Source organism: Rhodococcus sp. P4_B6 (assembly GCF_056402215.1).
Genome location: NZ_JBFUHV010000109.1, coordinates 1 through 23,088, shown reverse-complemented (window position 1 = coordinate 23,088; position 23,088 = coordinate 1). Strand labels below are relative to the sequence as shown.

The 23,088-nt window shown below is 69.1% G+C and carries 24 protein-coding genes and 2 tRNA genes; 5 read left to right on the top strand and 21 right to left on the bottom strand.

What is annotated here, in order from left to right; translation table 11 throughout:
- Positions 1-34 precede the first annotated feature (34 nt).
- The 8 genes from AC1DWT_RS34535 to AC1DWT_RS34500 all read right to left on the bottom strand — a co-directional run bounded on the left by AC1DWT_RS34535 (position 35) and on the right by AC1DWT_RS34500 (position 5,504).
- On the bottom strand, positions 35-853 hold the full coding sequence (locus AC1DWT_RS34535) for a serine hydrolase domain-containing protein (RefSeq protein ID WP_095865207.1): 819 nt from the start codon (positions 851-853) through the stop codon (positions 35-37).
- Between the two features lie 68 nt (positions 854-921).
- On the bottom strand, positions 922-2,049 hold the full coding sequence (locus AC1DWT_RS34530) for an NDMA-dependent alcohol dehydrogenase (RefSeq protein ID WP_477924104.1): 1,128 nt from the start codon (positions 2,047-2,049) through the stop codon (positions 922-924).
- A 110-nt stretch (positions 2,050-2,159) separates the two neighbouring features.
- The gene (locus AC1DWT_RS34525) at positions 2,160-2,678 is read right to left on the bottom strand and encodes a DinB family protein (protein ID WP_206012692.1); all 519 of its coding nucleotides are present in this window, start codon (positions 2,676-2,678) and stop codon (positions 2,160-2,162) included.
- A 37-nt stretch (positions 2,679-2,715) separates the two neighbouring features.
- On the bottom strand, positions 2,716-3,198 hold the full coding sequence (locus AC1DWT_RS34520) for an adenosine-specific kinase (protein ID WP_206012693.1): 483 nt from the start codon (positions 3,196-3,198) through the stop codon (positions 2,716-2,718).
- Positions 3,199-3,276: 78 nt separating this feature from the next.
- Positions 3,277-3,891, bottom strand: coding sequence for a maleylpyruvate isomerase family mycothiol-dependent enzyme (locus AC1DWT_RS34515; protein ID WP_206012694.1), 615 nt, complete (start codon positions 3,889-3,891; stop codon positions 3,277-3,279).
- A 61-nt stretch (positions 3,892-3,952) separates the two neighbouring features.
- Positions 3,953-4,026: transfer RNA gene (locus AC1DWT_RS34510), tRNA-Ile, on the bottom strand.
- A gap of 105 nt (positions 4,027-4,131) precedes the next feature.
- On the bottom strand, positions 4,132-5,307 hold the full coding sequence (locus AC1DWT_RS34505; protein ID WP_072946657.1) for an AI-2E family transporter: 1,176 nt from the start codon (positions 5,305-5,307) through the stop codon (positions 4,132-4,134).
- A 124-nt stretch (positions 5,308-5,431) separates the two neighbouring features.
- Positions 5,432-5,504: transfer RNA gene (locus AC1DWT_RS34500), tRNA-Asn, on the bottom strand.
- A gap of 137 nt (positions 5,505-5,641) precedes the next feature.
- On the opposite strand from AC1DWT_RS34500, the gene AC1DWT_RS34495 reads away from it, so the two are divergent.
- A complete protein-coding gene (locus tag AC1DWT_RS34495) occupies positions 5,642-5,890 on the top strand; it encodes a hypothetical protein (protein ID WP_037226505.1) in 249 nt (82 codons plus the stop codon).
- Between the two features lie 15 nt (positions 5,891-5,905).
- Here AC1DWT_RS34495 and dnaG read toward each other — a convergent pair whose 3' ends face one another.
- The 4 genes from dnaG to AC1DWT_RS34475 all read right to left on the bottom strand — a co-directional run bounded on the left by dnaG (position 5,906) and on the right by AC1DWT_RS34475 (position 11,180).
- Entirely contained in the window at positions 5,906-7,840 is a 1,935-nt protein-coding gene (gene dnaG / locus AC1DWT_RS34490) for a DNA primase (RefSeq protein WP_095865203.1), read from the bottom strand.
- Between the two features lie 48 nt (positions 7,841-7,888).
- Positions 7,889-9,094, bottom strand: a complete 1,206-nt coding sequence (locus tag AC1DWT_RS34485) for a lipase family protein (protein ID WP_206012695.1) — start codon at positions 9,092-9,094, stop codon at positions 7,889-7,891.
- An 86-nt stretch (positions 9,095-9,180) separates the two neighbouring features.
- On the bottom strand, positions 9,181-10,479 hold the full coding sequence (locus AC1DWT_RS34480; RefSeq protein WP_072946654.1) for a deoxyguanosinetriphosphate triphosphohydrolase: 1,299 nt from the start codon (positions 10,477-10,479) through the stop codon (positions 9,181-9,183).
- A gap of 8 nt (positions 10,480-10,487) precedes the next feature.
- Positions 10,488-11,180 carry a YdcF family protein gene (locus tag AC1DWT_RS34475; protein ID WP_072946653.1) on the bottom strand — a complete coding sequence of 231 codons (693 nt, stop codon included), beginning with the start codon at positions 11,178-11,180 and terminating at the stop codon, positions 10,488-10,490.
- A 69-nt stretch (positions 11,181-11,249) separates the two neighbouring features.
- On the opposite strand from AC1DWT_RS34475, the gene AC1DWT_RS34470 reads away from it, so the two are divergent.
- Positions 11,250-13,316 carry a TPM domain-containing protein gene (locus tag AC1DWT_RS34470; protein ID WP_206012696.1) on the top strand — a complete coding sequence of 689 codons (2,067 nt, stop codon included), beginning with the start codon at positions 11,250-11,252 and terminating at the stop codon, positions 13,314-13,316.
- On the opposite strand, the gene AC1DWT_RS34465 is transcribed toward AC1DWT_RS34470, so the two are convergent.
- Positions 13,294-13,515, bottom strand: a complete 222-nt coding sequence (locus AC1DWT_RS34465) for a hypothetical protein (RefSeq protein WP_206016311.1) — start codon at positions 13,513-13,515, stop codon at positions 13,294-13,296. The two genes, AC1DWT_RS34470 and AC1DWT_RS34465, sit on opposite strands and share 23 nt — an antisense overlap.
- A gap of 10 nt (positions 13,516-13,525) precedes the next feature.
- Here AC1DWT_RS34465 and AC1DWT_RS34460 point away from each other — a divergent pair, with 10 nt between their 5' ends.
- The gene (locus AC1DWT_RS34460; RefSeq protein WP_241031276.1) at positions 13,526-14,155 is read left to right on the top strand and encodes a hypothetical protein; all 630 of its coding nucleotides are present in this window, start codon (positions 13,526-13,528) and stop codon (positions 14,153-14,155) included.
- 7 nt (positions 14,156-14,162) lie between these two features.
- On the opposite strand, the gene AC1DWT_RS34455 is transcribed toward AC1DWT_RS34460, so the two are convergent.
- Positions 14,163-15,554, bottom strand: a complete 1,392-nt coding sequence (locus AC1DWT_RS34455) for a glycine--tRNA ligase (protein WP_477924102.1) — start codon at positions 15,552-15,554, stop codon at positions 14,163-14,165.
- 221 nt (positions 15,555-15,775) lie between these two features.
- On the opposite strand from AC1DWT_RS34455, the gene AC1DWT_RS34450 reads away from it, so the two are divergent.
- Entirely contained in the window at positions 15,776-16,141 is a 366-nt protein-coding gene (locus tag AC1DWT_RS34450) for an ArsR/SmtB family transcription factor (protein ID WP_206012698.1), read from the top strand.
- Between the two features lie 5 nt (positions 16,142-16,146).
- A complete protein-coding gene (locus tag AC1DWT_RS34445) occupies positions 16,147-16,572 on the top strand; it encodes a Fur family transcriptional regulator (protein WP_072946670.1) in 426 nt (141 codons plus the stop codon).
- Positions 16,573-16,575: 3 nt separating this feature from the next.
- On the opposite strand, the gene AC1DWT_RS34440 is transcribed toward AC1DWT_RS34445, so the two are convergent.
- The 7 genes from AC1DWT_RS34440 to AC1DWT_RS34410 form a co-directional block, all read right to left on the bottom strand.
- Positions 16,576-16,977: a hypothetical protein gene (locus AC1DWT_RS34440; RefSeq protein WP_072946647.1), complete on the bottom strand. Its 402-nt coding sequence runs from the start codon at positions 16,975-16,977 to the stop codon at positions 16,576-16,578.
- Entirely contained in the window at positions 16,974-17,783 is an 810-nt protein-coding gene (locus AC1DWT_RS34435) for an isoprenyl transferase (protein ID WP_061045323.1), read from the bottom strand. Before AC1DWT_RS34435 ends, AC1DWT_RS34440 begins: the two co-directional genes overlap by 4 nt.
- The gene (gene recO, locus AC1DWT_RS34430; RefSeq protein ID WP_206012699.1) at positions 17,749-18,564 is read right to left on the bottom strand and encodes a DNA repair protein RecO; all 816 of its coding nucleotides are present in this window, start codon (positions 18,562-18,564) and stop codon (positions 17,749-17,751) included. The genes AC1DWT_RS34435 and recO overlap by 35 nt, the downstream gene beginning before the upstream one ends.
- A gap of 58 nt (positions 18,565-18,622) precedes the next feature.
- Positions 18,623-19,585: an alpha/beta fold hydrolase gene (locus AC1DWT_RS34425; RefSeq protein WP_206012700.1), complete on the bottom strand. Its 963-nt coding sequence runs from the start codon at positions 19,583-19,585 to the stop codon at positions 18,623-18,625.
- Positions 19,586-19,673: 88 nt separating this feature from the next.
- Positions 19,674-19,964: a DUF1905 domain-containing protein gene (locus AC1DWT_RS34420; RefSeq protein WP_072946645.1), complete on the bottom strand. Its 291-nt coding sequence runs from the start codon at positions 19,962-19,964 to the stop codon at positions 19,674-19,676.
- A gap of 89 nt (positions 19,965-20,053) precedes the next feature.
- Positions 20,054-20,734 carry a response regulator gene (locus AC1DWT_RS34415; protein ID WP_072946644.1) on the bottom strand — a complete coding sequence of 227 codons (681 nt, stop codon included), beginning with the start codon at positions 20,732-20,734 and terminating at the stop codon, positions 20,054-20,056.
- Positions 20,731-23,088 (bottom strand): DUF4118 domain-containing protein (locus AC1DWT_RS34410; protein WP_477924100.1); only part of this gene is annotated, 2,358 nt, incomplete at its 5' end. The genes AC1DWT_RS34410 and AC1DWT_RS34415, both read right to left, overlap by 4 nt.

Here is a 23,088-nt window from a genome sequence, read left to right as displayed (position 1 = left end):
CTGTGTTGCGCCAGTGATTCGAGCAATCGGTGTGTCATCGCCTTTCGCGTTCCGCGAGAATACCGTCGCTCAGCTCGGTCCACACGGGCTTGGCCCAGTCGCCGAAGTCCCGGTCCGTCAACGCGACGCACGCCAGCCCCGCGGCCGGGTCGACCCAGAGGAACGTGCCGGACTGCCCGAAGTGGCCGAACGTCCGCGGCGAGTTGCCCGTTCCGGTCCAGTGCGGGCTCTTGGCCGACCGGATCTCGAATCCCAGACCCCAGTCGTTGGGGCGCTGAGAGCCGTATCCGGGCAGGATTCCGTCCAGTCCGGGGAATTGCACCGAAGTGGCATCTGCGAACGTCTGAGGCGAAATGAGCGCCGGGCGGAACAGTTCGGCGGTGAAGCGGCCGAGATCTCCCGCCGACGCCTGCGCTCCGTGGCCGGCGGGCCCGACCAGAGCGGACGCGTCCATCGACAGCGGAGCGAACACGGATTCCGCCACGTAGTCGGCGAAGTCGATCGACGTCTCGGCGGTGAGGAAGTCGGCGAGCACCTCGTAGCCTGCACTCGAGTAGATCCGCTTGCGCCCCGGCGTCGTCTGCACCCGGTTCGCGTCGAAGGCGAGACCCGACGCGTGCGCCAGGAGATGACGCACCGTCGAGCCCTCGGGGCCTGCGGACTGGTCGAGTTCGACGGCCCCCTCCTCGGTGGCCACCAGGACTGCGTACGCGCACAGCAGTTTGGTCACCGAGGCCAGCGGGAAGACGCGCTGCTGGTCGCCGTACTCGCCGATCACCCCTTCGTCTCGCGACAGGACCACCGCCGCAGCGTTGTCCACGGGCCATCGGGCGATCTGATCGAGACTCTGCACCCGGTCAGACTACGAGAGCCGCCACCGGTCGGCTGCAGCGAGCCGCACCCGCCTGCAGCGGCGAGCCGTCACCAGTCGGCTTCGGTGTACCGGATGACGCCGCGAATGTTCTTGCCGTCGAGCATGTCCTGGTACCCGTCGTTGACCCCTTCGAGGCTGTAGGTGCGGGTGATCATGTCGTCGAGGTTCAACTGCCCCGACTTGTACATGGCCAGTAGGTTCGGGATCTCGACCCGGGCGTTGCCGCCGCCGAAGATGGTGCCCTTCAGGTCCTTCTGCAGCATCGAGAAGAGGAACAGGTTCAACTTGACGTCCAYGTCGGTCATCGCGCCCATCGCGGTGACGACGCACGTGCCGAATTTGCTGGTGAGGAGCAGGGCTTCCTCGACGTATTCGCCGTGCATCTCCCCGACCGTGATGATCGTCTTCTGCGCCATCAGCCCGTTGGTGAGTGCGATGATCGGTTCGATCGCGGCGGCGGCGCTCTCGAACGCGTGGGTGGCCCCGAACTTCAGCGCCTGTTCCCGCTTCCACGGCACCGGGTCGATGGCGAAGATCTGACGCGCCCCGGACGCCACCGCGCCCTGCAGCGCGCTCATGCCGACGCCGCCGACACCCATGATGACGACGGATTCGCCCGGCTTCACCTCCGCCATCCGCGTCGCCGAACCCCACCCGGTGGGCACGCCGCAGCCGACGAGAGCGGCGACGTCGAAGGGAATGTCCTTGTCGATCTTCACGACCGACGTCTCGTGCACGACCATGTAGGGCGAGAACGTCCCGAGCAGGCACATGGGGATGACGTTCTCGCCGCGCGCGTGGATGCGGAACGTGCCGTCGCTGATCGCGAGCCCGCTCAGGAGCCCCATGCCGAGGTCGCAGAGATTCTGATGTCCCGCCGAGCACGCCGGACAGCGTCCACAGGCGGGAACGAAGGAGAGCACCACGTGGTCGCCGACTTCGAGATCCTTCACCTCCGGCCCCAGCTTGGTGATGACGCCGGACCCTTCGTGGCCGCCCATCACCGGGAAGGACGCCATGGGCATCGAACCGGTGACGATGTGGTGGTCGGAGTGGCACATTCCGGCGGCTTCCATGCGAATCTGCACCTCGCCCGCAACCGGATCGCCGATCTCGATCTCCTCGACCGACCACGGCTCGTTCAGGCCCCACAGGATCGCACCCTTGGTCTTCATGTGACTCCCAACCCTTCGTTCATGTCTGCGCATCTGCTGATGTGACGATAGACACAAACCGACCGAATTGGAACACGTTCTACCGAATCGGGTCCGGGAATCCGAAACTGTTACCCCGACACGTCGTGGAGGTGATGGATCGGGTCGTGGACGAAATACCTGGCGAGCGTCTCCACCGTGAAGGAGGCGCCGTCGCTCCGCCGCCCGGTCCGCGACCGGAGTTGCGGGTCGACGGCCTCGAAGCCGTCCGCCACCGCGACGCCTGCCGCACGCAGTTCGGCGTCCACGACGGCCGGATCCTGCTCGTTGTATCGCTCGGCGATCGCGGTCTCGTCCTGGTCCCAGTTCGGGAACAGGGGGTCCGTCTGCTCGAGGATGAGCCGGAGCCGGACGTCGAAGATCCGGAACACGTCGCGAACGTGCGCCGCGTATTCGAGGGCCGACCACGTCTGCTCGTCCGGCCGGACCGTCACGTCGGTACGGGTGAGGACCGGCGACCAGGCGTCCACGTTCGCCCGGACCAGAGCGGGAATGTCCTCGTACCGGGTTGCCGCCGAGTCGAACCCGCAGTCGGGGCACGCCCGGTCGAGGACCCAGGTCCAGTTCTTCGTGTCGGGAGTGATCGCCATGCCGGTCATCGTAGAGCGCCAGGCGAATGCCGCTCGCTCAGAGTTTGTACCCGATCGTCCGCAGCAACGCCTTGCGGTCGGCGACGTCGGCGCTGGTCTCCACACCGGCAGGAGGCTGCCCGTCGATCACACCGGCGATGCCCCGGCCGAGTTCCGTCTCGGCCACGATGATTTCGACGGGGTTGGCGGTGGCGCAGAAGATGCCGCACACCTCCGGCACCTGCTTCAGCGTGTTCAGCACGTTCACCGGATAGCCGTCCTCCAGAAACACGAAGAACGAGTGGCCCGCGCCGACGGCGACGGCGTTGCGCGTGGCCAACTCGACGAGACGGTCGTCGTTGCCGGAGCAGCGCACGAGGCGAGGCCCCGACGCCTCGCAGAACGCGACACCGAACCGGAGGTGCGGACTCACCCCCACCAGCGCCTCGTGCACATCCTCGACGGTCTTGATGAAGTGGGACTGCCCGACGATCACGTTCATGTCGTCGGGCTTGTCGATTGCCACGATCTGCAGGTCCACGATGGCCTCCTCGGGTGACTTTCAGTCTGCTCCGCGCCGGCACCGAGAACAACGACGCGGCACGTGCTGCGCCCTCGGTCAGGCGCCGATGTGGGCGGCGAATTTCGACCGGCCGGGGCCGGTGAGGTCGCCGAGTACGTCACGGCGCCCGGCCATCGCCATCAGCAGCGCTTCTCCGCTTCCACTCACCTGCGGTCCCCGGCCGTAGGACCAGTCGAGATCTGTCGCCACCAGCTTCACCCCGCGGGCTCGCCAGGCGCCGCGGATCAGCGGAGCGAACCGCGCGAAGTCCAGCGCCACTCGCAGCCGCCGCGGGGGGATGGTCCGGGGAATCGCAAGGGGCCGCCGGATGTCCTGTTGATGGATCATGCCGTCGACGAGGGCGATCCTCCCACCGAAACCGGCTGGCAGACCGCTGGGTTCGGCGTGAATGCGCTTCAACTCGAGCAGCTGCCCGGGGGTGCGGTCCACGAGGTCGTCGACCCCGAACTCGTTGACCCGGTCCTGCAGGAACCAGCCCTTCGCGAACCGTACGGCCAGACTGCGAAAGTCGAGCTCGTCGTAGCTGATCACGTGCGCGACCACGTCCCGGACCCGCCACCGCTCGCACAGGCTCGGCGACTCCCACTGCTGCGGGGACAGCCCGGCGAGCAGTTCGGCAAATTCTTCCCGTTCCTCGCGCGCCAACTCCATGGTCTTCACACTGCCCGCATCCGGGCCGACTCGAGAAGGCCGGACCGACCGGGGAAGAGGGTGGGGCGGGCGGGGCTCGAACCCGCGACCAATGGATTATGAGTCCACGGCTCTAACCGACTGAGCTACCGCCCCATCACCGCACTACTCGCTGTCGCGGCCTGCCGATGTTACCGTGCGCCCGCCGCGGGCGCGTAGCCGGGACGAGCCCGTCCCGACAGCGCTTTTCGTGGTCGACGCCTACTCGTCCTGGGCATCGCGGCGTTCTTCGTCGCTCGCGGGTTCGCGTTGTTCGACCGAGGTGACCGTCGCCGGGTCGTCGGCGACGAGTTCGTATCGTCGCCCGTACGTTTCGACGAGGGCCTGGATCGCCGCGACCACCGGGACCGACACCAGCGCGCCGACCGGGCCGAACAGCGAGGCGCCCACGATCACCGATCCGAACGCGACCGCGGGGTGGATCGAGACCGTCGCGGACGTGATGCGCGGGTGCAGCACGTAGTTCTCGATCTGCTGGTAGACGGTGCCGAAGACGATCACCCACACGCCGTCCATGGGCTGGGACGCCGCGGCGATGATCGCGGGGAGGGCGATCGCGAGGTAGGTGCCCAGGGTGGGGACGAACTGCGAGACGATGCCGGTCCACAGTGCCAGCGGCAGCCAGTAGGGCACGCCGATCACCACGAGGAAGATGCCGGTGGCGACCGAGCTGATGGCGGCGAGGATGAGCCGCGACACGACGTAGCCGCCGGCCTTCTCGACCGAGATCTCCCAGACCACCGAGATGACCCGCTGTTGCCGCGCCGGAAACCAGCTGGAGATGGTCCGGCGAAGAGCCGGTCCCTGGGCGGACATGTAGAACACGAACAGCAGCAGCGTCAGCATCTGGAAGACGACGCCGAGCAACGAGGACAACACGCCCAGCACTCCGGGCGTGAATCGCTCGGCGAGGTCCCGGACGGTCTCGGGGGTGAGACGGATCAGGTCCTCACCGGTCGCGAAGTCGGTATCGAACACACGATTGGACCAGTCGGTGACGGAGGACAGCGCGCCCGGCAGCGCTTTGAGAAGCTGGGCGAGCTGCTGGGCGAGCAGTGTCCCGAAGACCGCCAGGAATGCGATGGCGAAGACCAACAGTGCCAGCAGCACCAGCCCGGTGGCGAGGCCGCGCCGCAGTCCCCGGCGCTCGAGCCAGTCGACGACCGGTTCGAGGGTGATGCTGAACAGCCACGCGAGAAACAACAGCCCCAGGAATCCGCGCAGGTTGACGAACAGCCACCCCGACAACTGGTAGGCGGCGACGGCCAGCAGGACGTACAGGATCGAGGGCAGCAACCACCGTGGGGCATCGCTCGTGCCGAAACGCCCGCCCGGCCCCGTCGGTGCTGTCTCGCCGCCGTCCTCGCCCTCGCTCATCGCACACCCCGCGGTCGCTTGCTGCCGATACAGCGGGAATGTACTCGCCCGGGACGCGCACCGATCCGAATTGGCCGGGCGCAGCAGAAAACCCCGCCCGGATGAACCGGACGGGGTTTCGATGCTCCCCCGGCTGGACTCGAACCAGCAACCGTCCGATTAACAGTCGGAAGCTCTGCCAATTGAGCTACAGGGGATTATTCTGCTGTGCTTCGCCGTTCCCGGCGATGCGAGAGAAACTGTAGCGCATAGCCCCACCCCAGTACCAAATCGCCTGCCTGTCGATGCATCAGGCAGGATGGGGAAGGTCGTTGTGCGTCGGGAGGAAGCGGGAATGATGCGGTTGTTGATCGGTATCGCTGCTGGGTACGTGCTGGGTACGCGAGCAGGACGTGCGCGCTACGAACAGATCAGCCGGGCCACCAAGGCCGTGGCCACCAGTCCGGCCACGAAGAAGGTGTTGCAGATGTCACGCCAGAAGCTGTCCGACTCGCTGAACACCCAGCCGAAGCTCGAGCCCATGAAGCCGCTCGACGAGGACACGACCATCCTGGTCCCGCAGGACCAGCTCAAGAAGAAGTAGCCGACGACGGCCGGTTCAGCCGGCCATGCCGTCCCGGTTGGTGTCGCCGATCGCCTGATCGAGCAGGCTCCGGCGGTACTGCTCCAGGGCGACGAGGTCGCCGAGCAGCGAGTGGAACTCGTCCGACGCCGTCGCCGGTGAGATGCGCTGCAGCTTGGACTTCAGTTCCGCCACCTGCTCCCCCACCCACACCTCCTGCAGGCGTGCAATGACGCCGGAGATGTATCGCGGGACGGTGTCCTCCTCGGCGGGCAGCGGTTCGACGGCGAGTTCCGACACCAGGGACGCCGCGGTGACGTCCTCGACTCCCCGGCTGACCGCGTCGACCCACTCGCCGCCGCCGAGGCCCGCGCTGGCGCCGCCTGCCGCGATCATCGACTCGCGGATCACGACGTACGTCGCATGCGTGAACGTCTCCACCGGCAGCGAGTCGAACACGGTCCCCGCGATGGCCGGGTACTGCAACGCACCCTTCAGCGCCTCGCGCTGCGCCCACAGCGTCGGATCGTTCGGGCGGGGCCGGGACAGGCCGACCGGCAACTGAGGGGCGTCCTGGTTCTCGTCCCGGGTCGCCTTCTTCTTGGGGGGCGCGGACACCGACCCGCGGGTGGACGCCCGCTTGCGTGCCTCGTCCCGCACCCGTTGCCGGACCGCGGCGATGTCGTCCCAGCCCACCCAGCCGGACAACTGGACGGCGTAGCTGTCACGCAGCGTCGCTTCCTTGATCTGGGCGACCACCGGCACCGTGCGCCGCAGCGCCTCGACCCGGCCCTCCGCGGTCTCGAGGTCGTGCTCGGTGAGGATCGACTTGACCACGAACTCGAACATCGGGGTGCGACGCGCCACCAGGTCGCGGACGGCGGCGTCGCCGGACTTCTGCCGCAGTTCGCACGGGTCCATGCCCTCGGGCGCCACGGCGACGAACGTCTGCCCGGCCATCTTCTGGTCACCCTCGAACGCCTTCATCGCCGCGGCCTGGCCTGCGGCGTCCCCGTCGAACGTGTAGATGATCTCGCCGCGAAAGTAGCTGTCGTCCATCAGCAGTCGCCGCAGCATCGAGAGGTGGTCCTCACCGAACGCGGTGCCGCAGGCGGCGACGGCGGTCTTGACCCCGGCCAGGTGCATCGCCATGACGTCGGTGTATCCCTCGACCACCACCGCCTGATGCCCCTTGGCGATGTCCCGCTTGGCGAGGTCGAGCCCGAACAGCACCTGAGACTTTTTGTACAGCACGGTTTCCGGAGTGTTGACGTATTTGCCGGGCATGGTGTCGTCGTCGAACAACTTGCGGGCGCCGAACCCGATGACGTCGCCGGACAGGTTCCGGATGGGCCAGAGCAGGCGGCGGTGGAAGCGGTCGATGTGACCACGCCGCCCGGCCTTCGACAGGCCCGCGGCCTCGAGTTCCTTGACGTCGAAACCCTTGCCCAGCAGATGCTTCGTGAGGATGTCCCAGCCGTCGGGTGCATACCCGCACCCGAACTGCTGCGCGGCCTGCGCGTCGAAGTTCCGTTCCGTCAGGTAGTCGCGGGCCGCCTGCGCGTCGGGTTCCTGCAGGCGCGCCGAGTAGAACTCCTGCGCGGCCGCGTTGGCCGCGACCAGCCGGGAGCGGGTGCCGCGGTCGCGCTGCACCGACGTGCCGCCGCCCTCGTACGAGATGGTGTAGCTCAGCCGGTCGGCGAGTTGCTCGACGGCCTCGACGAAACTGATGTGGTCGATCTTCTGGAGGAAGGAGTAGACGTCGCCGCCCTCGCCGCACCCGAAGCAGTGATAGTGCCCGTGGTTGGGGCGGACGTGGAACGACGGCGACTTCTCGTCGTGGAACGGGCACAGCCCCTTCATGGAGTCGCCGCCCGCGCGCTTGAGGGAGACGTACTCCCCCACGATGTCCTCGATCCGTGTGCGCTCGCGAATGGCCGCAACGTCACGATCAGGGATTCTGCCAGCCACGCCCGACAGTCTAGGCGCTCCGCCGCGGCCCGAACTTCCGCCTCGGGGTCAGCAGTTCGACGGGGCGGGAATCCCGGCGAATCGGTCGCCGAGGTAGCCGAACGCGGGGCCGGCACCGAGCATGGTGACGGTGCCGTGGTCGGCGCCCGGGATCACGTCGAACTGCACGCGCGCGCCCTGTGAGCAGTACCGGGCGACGGTGTTCTGCACCGGCCCGATGGCGACGAGGGGGTCCGCGCTGCCGTGCCAGACGAACATCGGCGTCCTCGGGACTCCCGGATACAGTTCGACGCTGTTCTCGTCCATCACCGCGCGACCGGACGGGTCGGCGAGGATGCCGGGACCGTTGGTCAGGTCGGGCAGCGACTTCCCCGCACCGGCGCCGAGGATCGAATCGGTGCACATGTTGCTCATCTGCGCCCGCAGGGCGAGTCCGTCGCCGTTGAGGCCGTCCCCGAGCGGTGACCGCGTCGGGTATTCACGCTCGAGCCCGATGGCGGCCGCGAAACCCAGGCCGAACGCCTGCGAGCGCGTGCTGCCCAGACGGTCGGCCAGTTCGCCGATGTTGACAGGGGTGCCGCCCTCGGCGGCGCCCACGATGTTCAGTTCCGGCGCGTAGGTGGGTGCGAGCGCAGCGGCCCAGTTGGTCGCCATGGCGCCACCCGAGTAGCCGGCCAGCCCGACCGGACTGCCACCGAGTCCCGCTTCCGGGAGCCGCTGCGCGGCGCGGACGCCGTCGAGGACGAGCCGGCCGCCGAGTTTCGCGGCCCCGTATGCGCTGGTCGGTCCGAGATGGTCGGGGACGGCGACCGCCCAGCCCCGCGCGAGCAGGGCGTTGAGGGCCGGGGCCTCCTGGAGTCCGCCGGTGAACAGCTGATGCGACGGGGCACACTCGAGCCCGAGCGCGTTGACGAACGGCTGATACGACACCAGCGGCCGGTTCGCGGGAGTGCCGCGGGGCACCAGCACCGTGGTGACGGCGGCGATGGGCGCGCCTGCGGAGTTGGTCGACTTGTACTTGACCTGCCAGGCGTCGGCGGTGGGGAAACCGGTGGCGGCGACCTTGCGGCTCGCCAGCACGTCACCGTCGGCGCGTGCCCCGACGTCGGCGGGTGCACCGTAGAACGGGTCGGGGTCCGCGAACGGGTACACGGGTGCGGCCTGTGCCGCGGGTGGGGCCAGCAGGGCGGCGCCGACCGCCACCGCCAGCGCTGCGGACGTCGAACCGATGATCTTGCGCACTGCAGACTTCATCCGGTCTCCCTGACCATTGGGTGCAAGCTGTCTGTAGTCCTATTCGGAGCACCGCGGCGGGCGGATTGGTCCGACTTCGACGCTCGTCAGCCCCAGCTCGCCTGGGCCCCGAGACTGGACTTGTCGACGCGTTCGAGCCTGCTCTCGGTGTAGGAGGCGATCTGGTCGACGACGACCCGGACCCGTGCCGGGTCGTCGGCCGCGGCGTTCCAGGCCGGAACCAGGATTGGGTCGAGCCCGTCGGGTGCGGTCGCGAGCAGCCATTCGGCGACGCGGTGCACGCGGTCCCGCTGCCGTTCCTGCCGCGCCCGGTGGCCGGCATCGGACATCACGAAGTTCAGTGCGAACGTCTTGAGCAGCGCCACCTCGGACGCGACCACCGGCGGGACCACCAGATCGGCGTCGTACCGGGCGACCGGCTTGTCGCCGTGGACGTCGCGGGTCCCGATGATCGCGGCGGTCGCGAACCGGCCCACCAGTTCGCTGGTGAGGTTCTTCAAGGCGACCGAACTGGTGAGCGTGCCGTCGTAGCTGCCCACCCCGACGACGACCGGCAGAAGGCTCAGCCGTTTCGCGGCCTCGACGAGTTCCTCGACGTCGAGTCCCGCGAACTCCGCGGCGCCGAACTCGGCGAGCGCCCGCTGGTCCACCGGATCGGCCAGCGCACGCAGGTCGATGCGCCCGTCGATCACCCCGTCCTCGACGTCGTGCACGGAGTAGGCGACGTCGTCGGCCCAGTCCATGACCTGCGCCTCGAGACACTGGTGACCGTCCGGGGCACCCTCGCGGATCCACGCGAGCACCTCGGCGTCGTCGTCGTAGGCCCCGAACTTCGCGCCCGGGCGCGGCCGGATCCACGGGTACTTGATCGCCGCGTCCAGCGACGCCCGGGTCAGGTTGAGCCCGGCGCTACGTCCGTCGGGGTAGAGCACCTTCGGTTCGAGGTTTGTCAGGATGCGCAGATTCTGGGCGTTGCCCTCGAACCCGCCGCAGCTTTCCGCGACCTCGTCGAGGGCCTTCTCGCCGTTGTGACCGTACGGCGGGTGACCGATGTCGTGTGCGAGGCCGGCGAGGTCGACCAGATCGGGATCGCAGCCGAGACCGTCGGCGATCCCGCGGCCGATCTGTGCCACCTCGATCGAGTGCGTCAACCGCGTTCGCGGGGTGTCCCCGTCCCGGGGGCCCACCACCTGGGTCTTGTCGGCGAGCCTGCGCAGCGCCGCCGAATGCTGGACGCGCGCGCGGTCACGGGAGAAGACGGACCGGTGCTGGGCGGCCGCGATCTGGCTGCCCGGGATCCCGGCCCGTTTCGGTGCCTCGCGAACCCGCCGGGCGACGTCGTGCGCGGAGTACACCTCGCCGAGGGGTGTCGTGTGTGGAGTCATCGAAACGCCTACTGTCCCGCCGTGTAGGGGAAGTCCGCCGAGAAGTGGGTGAGCTGATACCAGATCAACGCCCCTGTCTCCCGGGCGATTCCGTGCAACTGCGATTCGCGGGTGAACACCGCGGGCCCCTGCCGGGTGGGCGCCGTCCACGCCTCGAGGCCGGCGTCGCGGGCCATCGTCCGGGTCCGCAGCGAATGCCACGGGTCGCTGACGAGGACCGCCGAATCGATGCCCTGCGCACCCATCGCCTCACTCACCGCCTCGATGCTGAGCAGGGTGTCGGACCCCTCCTCGACGGCGGTGATGCTGTCGGCGGGGACACCGCGCGAGACCAGGTAGTTCTTCCCGGACGCCGCCTCGGTGTACTCGTCGCCCTCCTGCTTGCCGCCCACCGTGATGACCTCCGGGGCCACCCCGCGCTCGTACAGCTTGTACGCCTGCTCGAGCCTGGCCTCGAACACGGACGACGGCGTTCCCGAGTACTGGGCGGCGCCGAGCACCACGATCGCGTCGGCCGTCGACGTGTCGTCGATCCGCGCGACCTGCCACACCCGGACCGCGGTGCCGAACACCAGGGCCGCCGCGAGGAGAACGACGCCGGCGATGATCCGGCGGGTCCACCGGGCCAGCGTGCCTGCGAACCCCAGACGCGCAGGACGGCGCGGGAGGTCGTGGCGTTCACGGCTCGGTGCAGAATTCACTCCCTGATTCTGCCAGCTGTCGCCGAACTGTCCCGATGACGACTCGCCACACCCGATAGATTTGCTGCCATGCCACTCGCACCGCGCCTCGAGCAGACGCCGTCGTCCCACCCCAGACTCCCCTTCCCCGGCACCCGGCGGTTCGCCGCCCTCGGCGCCGTCTCCGCACTCCTGACGCTCGTGGCGATCCTGTTCTCCCCCGCGATCGCGTCGGCGGACGCACCGTTCCGTCTGCCCGGCCAGATCACGGACACCGTCGGGGTGCTCGACGCGGACCAGCAGAGCGACGTCCAGGCCGCGATCGATCAGCTCTACGACGATCACAAGGTGCGGTTGTGGGTGGTCTACGTTCCCGACTTCAACGGTCTCGGCGCCGGACCGTGGGCGGATCAGACGGCGCAGGCGTCGTCCCTCGGCGATCGTGACGCACTGCTCGCGGTCGCGACGGTCGACCGTGAGTACGCCCTCATCGCACCGGACGGTCTGTCCGAGATCACCAGCGACGAAGCCGAGTCGATCCGGGTGGACGCGGTGGAACCCGCCCTGCGCGAGGAGGACTGGGCCGGCGCCGCGATTGCCGCGGCGGGCGGGCTCGGCGACGCGATGAGTCCGGGCGGCGGTATGTCGGTGCGCACACTGCTGATCGGCGGCGGCGTCGTCGTCGTCGTGGGCGCGGGCGGGGTCGTGCTGTATTCGCGGAAGAAGAAGCACGACCGGTCCCGGGCCGGCGTCGAGGCGGCGCGCAGCATCAGCCCCGAGGACACGGCCGCCCTGACGGCGCTGCCGTTGCCGACCCTCGACGAGCGCGCCAAGGAGGTGCTCGTCGAGACGGACGACGCGCTGCGCACGAGCCAGGAGGAACTCGAACTGGCCCGCGGCGAATTCGGCGAGCAGGCCACCGCCGCGTTCACGGCGGCGTTCGACACGGCGAAGTCCACCCTCGCGGCGGCGTTCACCGTGCGTCAGCGGCTCGACGACGCGATCCCCGAGACCCCGCAGCAGCAGCGGGAAATGCTCATCGACATCATCACCTCGTGCGGGCGCGCGGACCGCGAACTCAACGAGAAGGTCCAGGAGTTCGACGGTTTGCGGGACCTGCTGATCAACGCCCCCGACCGGCTCGACGCGCTCACCCGCGACATGGTTGCGCTGACCGTGCGCATCCCCGACTCCACCCGGACCCTCGCCACCCTGCAGACCGAATTCCCGGCCGCCGCACTCGCTTCCGTCGCCCACAACGTGACGATGGCGGAGGAACGGCTCGCGTACGCCGAGAAGGCCGTAACGGAGGGCCGGGACGCCGTCGCCCTGCCACCGGGCAAGCAGGGACCGGCGGTGTCGGCGATCCGCGGCGCCGAGGGCGCCCTCGAACAGGCCCGGATCCTGCTCGACGCCGTCGATCACGCCGCGGAGGACATCCGGCACGCCATCGCCACGCTGCCTGCCGCGATCACCGACGTGGAGGCGGGGATCGCGGCCGCGGCCCAGTTCACCGAGCAGGGTGGGGACCGGCTCGCGGCGGCGCGCACCGCGGCCGAGGCCGCGCTGGCGGCGGCCCGGACCGCCGCGGACACCGACCCGCTCGGCAGCTTCACCCAGATCGTGAAGGCCGACGCGGAACTCGACGCGGTCCTCGCCGAGGCGCAGGAATCACGGCAGCAGGCCGAGCGTGCACAGCAGCGTCTCGAGCAGGACCTCGTGGCCGCGCAGTCGCAGGTCACGGCAGCATCGGACTTCATCGGCACCCGCCGCGGCGCGGTGGGAGCGGAGGCCAGGACCCGCCTGACGGAGGCACAGCGGCACCTGGCAGGGGCCCAGCAGTTGCGCACCACCGACGCCTCCCGCGCGCTGCAGCACGCCCAGGCCGCCGCGAGCCTGGCCGCCGACGCGCTGCGGCTGGCGCAGAACGACGTGAGCCGCTGGGAGTCCCGTCAGCGCCCCGGGCTCGGTGCCGGCGGCGGGAATGCCACCGGCGCGATCCTCGGGGGCATCCTGATCGACAGCATCCTGCGCGGCGGATTCAGCGGCGGCGGCAACTGGGGTAGCCGCGGCTCCGGCGGCGGCCGCGGCAGCGGTCCCCGTTCGTTCGGCGGGCCGAGCAGTTCGGGCCGGATCAGCGGGGGCGGCCGATTCTGACGTCCTCCCGAGCATTCGTCGCACTCGCCTGCGTCGCGGCCACCTGCTGCGGCGTCCTGTCGGGCTGCGCGGGCGGGCGAGACGCCGGGGACGAGCCGGCGATCCCGCTGTCGGCGGAGGCGTACCGCAGCCGCGAGGACGACGCGGCGGGCGGCCGGATCCACGTGCGGATCGCGAATACCGGCGGCGCGCCCGTCACCGTGACATCCGTGGCGCTGGACAGCCCGGGCTTCGAGGCGGCGCCCGAAACCGGGCGGGTCGTCGAACTCGGCCCCGGCAACCGGATCGACGTCGAGGCCCAGTACGGCACCGTCCGCTGCGACACCCGACCGGAACCGGCGGACGCCGTGATCGGGGTCACCGGTCAGGGCGCGTCGCCCGTGCGGGTGCCGCTCGCCACCCCGTACGACGTCCTCGGCCGCATCCACGACGGAGATTGCGCCGCAGAGGAACTGGCGCGGGCCGTCCCGGTGACACTGATCCCGGCGGCGACGCCGCCGGAGCCGGCAGCGCCCCTCCCCGCTCAGCTCCTCGTGAGCCGGGGAACAGCGTCGGGTGACGTCCGGGTCGACGAAATCGGCGGCAGCGTCCTGTACGCCCTGCGCGGGGCGCTGCCCGCCACCATGCGGGCGGACGAGTACCGGCTGAGCATCGACATCACGATCGACGCGGCACGCTGCGACCCGCACGCACTCGCGGAATCGAAGAAGCCCTTCGTCTTTCCGCTGTGGATCGCGGTCGGCTCTTCGGCACCGGAATACTCGCGTATCCCGGTGTCCGAGGAAAACCGGCGAATCCTGACGAACTATCTGACCACCACCTGCGACGCGCGCAGGTGACCGCGGATCAGGAACCGATGAGGCGCTGCGCCAGGTAGCCCTCTACCTGGTCGAGCGCGACCCGCTCCTGGGCCATGGAGTCGCGTTCACGCACGGTCACGGCGTGATCCTCGAGGGTGTCGAAGTCCACGGTGATGCAGAACGGCGTGCCGATCTCGTCCTGACGGCGGTAGCGGCGGCCGATCGCGCCTGCGTCGTCGAACTCGACGTTCCAGTGCTGGCGGAGCGTCGCGGCGAGATCCTTCGCCTTCGGCGTCAGGTCCGCGTTACGCGACAGCGGCAGCACCGCGGCCTTCACCGGGGCGAGACGACGGTCCAGGCGCAGCACGGTGCGCTTGTCGACGCCGCCCTTCGCGTTCGGCGCCTCGTCCTCGGTGTACGCGTCGACGAGGAACGCCATCAGCGAACGCGTGAGACCGGCTGCCGGCTCGATGACGTACGGCGTGTACCGCTCACCGGAGGCCTGGTCGTAGTAGTTGAGATCGGTGCCCGAGTGCTTCGAGTGCGTCGACAGGTCGAAGTCGGTGCGGTTGGCCACACCCTCGAGCTCGCCCCATTCGCTGCCCTGGAAGTGGAAGCGGTRCTCGATGTCGACGGTGCGCTTGGAGTAGTGCGACAGCTTGTCCTGCGCGTGCTCGTACAGCCGCAGGTTGTCCTTGTTGATACCCAGACCGGTGTACCAGTCCATGCGGTAGTCGATCCAGTACTGGTGCCACTCTTCGTCCTCGCCGGGCTTGACGAAGAATTCCATCTCCATCTGCTCGAACTCGCGGGTGCGGAAGATGAAGTTGCCGGGGGTGATCTCGTTGCGGAAGCTCTTGCCGATCTGGCCGATACCGAACGGCGGCTTCTTGCGCGACGTGGTGAGCACGTTCGCGAAGTTCACGAAGATGCCCTGCGCGGTCTCCGGGCGGAGGTAGTGCATGCCCTCTTCGCTCTCGACCGGGCCGAGGTACGTCTTGAGCATCATGTTGAAGTCGCGGGGTTCGGTCCACTGGCCGACCGTGCCGCAGTCGGGGCAGCCCACGACGTCCATCTGGACGTCGTCCGGGTTGTCGAGGCCCTTCTTCTCCGCATACGCCTCCTGCAGGTGGTCCTGACGGTGACGCTTGTGACAGTTGAGGCACTCGACGAGGGGGTCGTTGAACACGCCGACGTGGCCGGACGCCACCCACACCTCGCGCGGCAGGATGACCGAGGAGTCGAGGCCGACGACGTCCTCGCGGCTGGTGACCATGTTGCGCCACCACTGCTTCTTGATGTTCTCCTTGAGCTCGACACCCAAGGGGCCGTAGTCCCAGGCCGACTTCGTGCCTCCGTAGATCTCACCGCACGGGTAGACCAGGCCACGACGCTTGGCGAGATTGACGACGGTTTCGACTTTGGACTTCGGTGCCACTCGGGTGCTCTCCATCTGGGTAATAGATGCATGGTTCACGTGCGCTTTTCGGATCCCAGCCTATCTGTCCGATCACGGTCGGTTCACCCCGCCGGTTGACATGCGTATTCGTGCATATCAAAATGGAATCGATTTGCAATAAGATGGGGTGTTCCTCCCGGGGCCGACGGCCACGCGGCCACGGTCCCGTCCATTGTCCGGCACACCGAAGGAGATCACTGGTGAGCGTCGTCGATCCCGGGGATCTGCATCCGTTCGAGGCCACCCCGCATCCGTTCGAGGCCGCTCCCCCGGCTCCTGTGCCGTCGAAGGAGACGCTGACGGCGGCAGGCGACATCCTGCGCGCCCTCGCCGCCCCCGTCCGCATCGCGATCGTCCTCCAACTCCGCGAATCGGAACGGTGCGTGCACGAACTCGTCGGAGCGCTCGGCGTCACACAACCATTGATCAGCCAGCATCTTCGCGTGCTCAAGGCCGCGGGCGTCGTGCGCGGCGAACGCACCGGACGTGAGGTCCTCTACCGCCTGGTGGACGACCACCTCGCCCACATCGTCGTGGATGCCGTCGCGCACGCCGAGGAAGGATGAACGCCTTGACCCAGAACACCGGCCAGCGCAAGCCCGTCGTCGTGGGAGTCCGCGCCACCAAGCAGCGCAGCGCCATCTCCGCACTCCTCGACGACATCGAGGAGTTCCGGTCGGCGCAGGAACTGCACGACGAACTCCGCAAGCGCGGCGAGGGCATCGGGCTGACCACCGTCTACCGCACCCTGCAGACGCTCGCCGACGCCGGCACCGTCGACGTCCTGCGCACCGACACCGGCGAATCGGTGTACCGGCGCTGCTCGTCCGGACACCACCACCACCTGGTCTGCCGCGCGTGCGGCTACACCGTCGAGGTCGAAGGGCCGACCGTCGAGCAGTGGTCGCAGTCGATCGCCGACGCCCACGGTTTCTCCGACGTCAGCCACACCATCGAGATCTTCGGTCTCTGCAAGGACTGCAACGCGCCGCGGTGAACGTCAGGGGATCAGCCCCTGCCGGGCGGTGTCCGCGCCGCTCAGCACGAGGAGCAGCATCGTGGTCAGCGCCTCGTCCACGAGTCCGGCGGCGGGGAACGTGTAACGCAGGATGACGTCCGCGAGCCTGCCGTGACCGAACACCGCGATCGAACCGAACTGCAATGCGCCGTTGCGCTCCGCGACCTTCTTGTGCAGCGCGGCGCTGACCGGACGATCCCAGGCCAGGACGCACGTCATCGACAGCACGTCGAGGCCGTCGGTGAGAGTCATCGCACTGATCGAGCACAGCGCCCCGGCGTATTCGAAGCTCAGCGAGCCGTCCTCGGCCCGGGCGACGGTGGCGAAATGCTCCAGCGCGTCCGCTGCCCGCCCGAGGAGTGCGGGCGCCCCGTCGACGGTCATTTGACGCCACCGAACCGGCGGTCACGTGACGCGTATTCGACGCACGCCGCCCACAGGTCGCGGCGGTCGAAATCGGGAAACAGCTTCTCCTGATACACCATCTCGGCGTAGGCCGACTGCCAGATCAGGAAGTTGGACGTGCGCTGCTCGCCGGACGGCCGGAGGAACAGGTCGACGTCCGGCATGTCCGGCTCGTCGAGATAGCGGGCGACGGTCGCCTCGGTGATCTTCTCCGGGTCGAGCTGACCCGCCGCGACCCGCCTGCCGATCTCCTTCGCCGCGTCGGCGATCTCCGCGCGACCGCCGTAGTTGACGCACATGGTCAGGTTCATGACCGTGTTGTGCTTCGTCAACTCCTCGGCGATCTCGAGTTCCTTGATGACGCTGCGCCACAGCTTGGGCCTGCGACCCGCCCACCGCACCCGCACCCCCATCTCGTGCATCTCGTCACGGCGACGACGGATCACGTCGCGGTTGAAGCCCATCAGGAAGCGCACCTCCTCGGGGCTGCGTTTCCAGTTCTCGGTGGAGAACGCGTACGCCGACAACCACTCGACGCCCATCTCGATGCACCCGCAGACGGCGTCCATCAACACGGCCTCGCCGCGTTCGTGGCCCGCGGTCCGAGGCAGTCCCCGCTCCTGCGCCCAACGGCCGTTGCCGTCCATCACCAGCGCGATGTGCCGGGGCACGAGTTCGGGTTGCAGGCCCGGCGGGCGGGCGCCCGAGGGATGCGGGTCCGGCGGCCGGATCTGGCGCTCGGCCCCGGAATTATGCGGAGCTCGGGGTTCGCGTCGTCGAATCACGGTCCCCATCCTGCCTGACCGAATCCTCCGCCCCTACCGCCGCATGCGGTCGTGCGCGTTCGATCAGCGGGAGAGTGCGGAGTTGCCGTTCGAGGTGCCACTGCAGATGCGCCGCGACCAGACCGCTGGCCTGCCCTCGCAACGACTCGGGCACCTGCTCGGTGCTCGCCCAGTCGCCGCGGAACAGAGCGTCCATCAGGTCGAGGACACCCGGCGACGGGGTGGCAGCGCCCGGCGGCCGGCACTGGACGCACACCGCTCCCCCGGCGGCCACGTGGAATGCCCGGTGCGGGCCGGGTGCGCTGCACCGCGCGCAGTCGTCGAGGGCAGGCGCCCACCCCGCAAAACCCATGGCCCGCAACAGGAAGGCGTCGAGGATGAGCTCGCACGGCCGGTGGTGTTCCGCGACGGCCCGAAGCGCCCCGACCGTCAGGCGGTGCAGCTGCAGCGCCGGGGCCCGTTCCTCGCCGGCGAGCCGCTCGGCGGTCTCGAGGATCGCGCACGCCGTGGTGTACCGGGAGTAGTCGTCGACGATGTCGGTCGCGAACGCGTCGACCGTCTGGACCTGGGTGACGATGTCGAGGTTGCGGCCCGGGTAGAGCTGCACGTCGATGTGCGCGAACGGCTCGAGGCGGGCGCCGAACTTGGACTTCGTGCGGCGCACCCCCTTGGCGACCGCGCGCACCAGACCGTACTGCCGGGTGAGGAGTGTGACGATACGGTCGGCCTCGCCCAGCTTGTGCTGGCGCAGGACCACCGCATTGTCTCGATACAACCTCACCGGTCCAGTCTCCCACGCCCGGGCGGCCACATTCCGCAGGCCGAGCCACATGCGACGGTCAGGGCTCGCTGCGCCCGTCGCGCACGGCGTCGACGACGTCGCGGACCCCGTCGACGACGAGTTGCGGCTGCTCGATGTTGATGTTGTGGCCGCTGTTCGTGTTCGTGACATGTTTGGCACCCGGTACGAGCTGGGCCAGATCCTCCTGCGCCTTCGGCTGCACGGCGTCGAGGGCCGGGCCGTAGCCGGGATCGATGTCGGCGGGGAGGCTTCCGTTCGCGACGCCCTCCGCGATCTGCGGCGCCACCGAGCGGTCGGCGGAGAGTACGACGAGCGGCTGGGGCCGGATCGGTTCGGCGGCGCGGATCTCGTCGAAGCTGCGGACGAAGTCGACGCGCTCGAGATCCGGGTACTCGTCGAGACTGTCCTGCGGCGGTTCGTTGAGGCGCAGGAACTCCTGGAACTGCTCCGGGGGCAGGAGTGTCTGCAACTCCTCCGACTGCGCGTCGATCAGCACCAGGCCCGCCACCTCGTCGGGATGGGTACCGGCGAAGAGTCTCGCGATCTGACCGCCGTAGGAGTGGGCGGCCAGAACATAGGGACCGGGCCCGGCTGCATCCGTGGCGCCCAGCAGCGACTGGAGGTCGGCGACCGCGTCGCTGGTGGTGATCGGCTGCGGGACCGGGTCGCTGCGGCTCACTGCATCCCCGCCCAGCACGACTCCCGGCCGATCGTACGAGCAGACTCGCGTGAACTCGGCGACTCCGTCGAAGGCCGAGGTGCTCGCCGGATCAGCCGTCATCGTCCACTGATCGGCACCGAACCGGAGACCGGACACGAACACGACGGTCGGCGTGCCCGTGCCCGCACACTCGAGATAGATGTTCCGGCCCCCGCCGATGTCGACGGTGCCGGCGAATTCCTCGCTCGTGTTGCCGTCGTCGCCCGTTCCGCACGCGGCGACGAGCACCACGACCCCCAGCGTGGGGAGCCATCCCGACAACCGCGGCCACCTCGGCACGAAACACCTCGAAACCCGTCCGGAAACGCGGACCGCTTCCGGATGATCCGTACCCAGTGCTCCCCGGATCAAACCCGGGCAGCCCACATCAGCTGAAACGCTGCTCGAGGTGCACCGTCACCTCGACGCCGGCCGCGTCCTTGCCGATGAGCTTGCACAGTGCGATCTTCAGGGGAAGCCAGTGCGGACCCTCGCCCGAGGGCATCAGGGTGGCATTGAACGGGTGGCCGTCGATCGTCCCGCCGACCTTCACCGGCCGCCTCGTTCCGAGGAGTTCGGCGGAGTCCGGCACGGTCACGTACGTCGCGAATGCCCCGTCCTTCTGGATCGGCGCCGTAAAGGTGTGCGCGAGCGGTTGCGGGGTCTTCGGTGCGGGCATTCGTGGCTCCTCCGGTCGAGTGTGATGCTGCGGTCGAAGGTAAGACTCCCGGACCGGGCCCGAATCATCGGTCGTGAGCGGGATCACGGTCACACCTGGAACCGGTACCCCATTCCGGCCTCGGTGATGAGGTGACGCGGGTGCGACGGGTCGTCCTCGAGCTTGCGCCGCAACTGCGCCAGATACACCCGCAGGTAATGGGTCTCGGTGGCGTACGCCGGACCCCACACCTCCCGCAGCAGTTCCTTCTGGCCCACCAGCTTGCCCTTGTTGCGCACGAGCATCTCGAGCATCCCCCACTCCGTCGGCGTCAGGTGCACCTCGGCGCCCGCCCGCCGCACCGTCTTCGCAGCCAGGTCGACCGTGAACGAATCCGTCTCCACCACAGGCTCGCTCGTGTCGACGGCCGTCGTCGCGCGGCGGGCCGCGGCCCGCACCCGGGCCAGGAACTCGTCCATCCCGAACGGCTTGGTGACGTAGTCGTCGGCGCCCGCGTCGAGAGCTTCCACCTTGTCCGCGGAATCGGTGCGCGCCGACAGCACGATCACCGGCGCCGGGCACCACCCGCGCAGGCCCGCGAGCACCTCCGTGCCGTCCATGTCGGGCAACCCGAGGTCGAGCACGATCACGTCGGGCGGTCGCTCGGCCGCGGCGCGCAGTGCGGCGGCCCCGGATGCGGCCGTCACCACGTCGTATCCGCGCACACTGAGATTGATTCGCAGGGCGCGGAGAATCTGCGGTTCGTCGTCGACGACGAGGATTCTCGTCATGGGTGCTCCCCTCCCGCCCCGGCCAGTTCCACCACCATCGTCAGACCACCACCGGGGGTGTCGGTGGCGCTGATGGTGCCGCCCATCGCGTCGACGAATCCGCGGACGACGGAGAGCCCGAGCCCGACTCCCGTGGTCGTGTCGCGGTCCCCCAGCCGCTGGAACGGGGCGAACATCTCCTCCGCCCGGCCCCGCGGAACTCCCGGGCCCGTGTCGGCGACGGTGACGACGGCACGGTCTCCCACCGCCGCGGCACCGACCCGGATCACGGAGTCCTCACCGTAGCGGAGCGCGTTGTCGATCAGATTCGCGAGCACCCGCTCGAGCAGGCCCGAATCCGCCATCGCCGCGACCGTTCCGACGTCGACCTCGACCCGTTCGCGGGCCCGTGTCCCGGTCCGGCCGCCGATTCCCAGCCCCACCAGCGCCCGGTGCACCACCTCGTCGAGGTACACGGGCCGCAGCGTCGGGGTCACCACTCCCGCCGCGAGCCGGGACGAGTCGAGCAGGTTGCCGACGAGAGAAGTCAGGACGTCAGCCGATTCCTCGATGGTCGCCAGCAGTTCGGCGGTGTCCTCCGGGGAGAAGTCGACGTCGTCGCTGCGCAGGCTGGACGCAGCGGCCTTGACCGCGGCGAGCGGCGTCCGGAGGTCGTGGCTGACGGCGGACAGCAGCGACCGCCGCAGCCGGTCGGCCTCGGCCAGCGCCTGCGCCTGCCCCGCCTCCTGCGCGAGTTCCGTCTGGCGGATCATGCCCACGGCCTGATTCGCGACGGCGAGCAGCACGCGGCGATCCCGGGCGTGCAGCTCGCTGCCGCGGAGGGCGAGCGCGTACTCCCCTTCCCCCACCTCGCAGACCGTGTCGGCGTCGTCGACGCTCGCCGGTGGATGCGGCCCGACCGACCCGACGAGACCGCGGTCCCGGTGCAGGACGCTCACGGACTCCTGACCGTACGTCTCGCGCACCTTCTCGAGCAGCGTGCCGAGATCGGCCCCCCGCAGCACCGATCCGGCGAACAGCGCCAGCAACTCGGCCTCCTGCGACGCCCGCCTGGCCTCCCGTGAACGCTTGGCGGCCGCGTCGACCAGGACCGCGACGGCGACGGCGACCACGAGCAGCACGACCGTGGTGATGAAGTTGTCCGGTTCGGCGATGGTGAAGCTCCGCACCGGCGGCGTGAAGAAGTAGTTGAGGAACAGACCCGAGATCAGCGCGGAGAACGCTGCGGGGGCGACACCGCCGAGCAGCGAGACGAGCAGCACCACGATGAAGAACAGAGCGCCCTCGCCGACCAGCCCGAGCCAGCGGTCRACGGCGCTCATCACCACGGTCGCCACCGACGGCACGAGGACCGCGGCGATCCAGGCGATCATCGTGCGGGACCGCGATCCCACCGGCGACAACCGCCTCAGCCGGTGGGATTCGCCGTGGGTGACCATGTGCACGTCGATCGACCCCGACTGGTGCAGCACGCTCGCACCGATTCCCTCGTCGAAGATCCGCGCCCACCGTGAGCGTCTCGACGTGCCCAGCACCAGCTGGGTGGCGTTCGCAGTCCGGGCGAAGTCGAGGAGTGTGGTCGGGACGTCGTCGCCGACGACGCTGTGCAGGCTCGCCCCGATACTCGCGGCGAGCGTCCGCACCTTGCCCATCTCCGGGGCCGACACGCCGGCGAGGCCGTCGCCGCGCACCACGTGCACGACGATCAGCTCGGCGCTGGACCTCGACGCGATCCGCCCTGCCCGCCGGACGAGTGTCTCCGATTCCGGTCCGCCCGTCACCGCGACCACCACCCGTTCCCGGGCCTCCCACGTGTCGGTGATCTTGTTCTCCGCACGATATTTCGCGAGTGCGGCGTCGACCTGATCGGCAACCCACAGCAAGGCCAGTTCGCGCAGCGCGGTGAGGTTTCCTTTCCGGAAGTAGTTGCTCAGTGCGGCGTCGACCTTTTCCGCGGCGTAGATGTTGCCGTGGGACAGCCTGCGGCGCAGCGCTTCCGGGGTGATGTCCACCAGCTCCACCTGGGTGGCGGCGCGCACCACCTCGTCGGGGACAGTCTCCTGCTGCACCACCCCGGTGATCCGCTGGACCACGTCGTTGAGGCTTTCGAGATGCTGGACGTTGAGCGTCGAGAGGACGTCGATACCCGCGCCGAGCAGAATCTCCACGTCCTGCCAGCGTTTCTCGTGGACACTGCCCGGCGTGTTCGTGTGCGCGAGTTCGTCCACGAGCACCAGCGCCGGCCTGCGGGCCAGCACCGCCTCGACGTCCAGCTCGCGGCCGAGCGTGCCGCGGTAGGCGATGACCTTCGGCGGAATCAGTTCGAGGTCACCGAGTTGCGCCGCCGTGCGGTC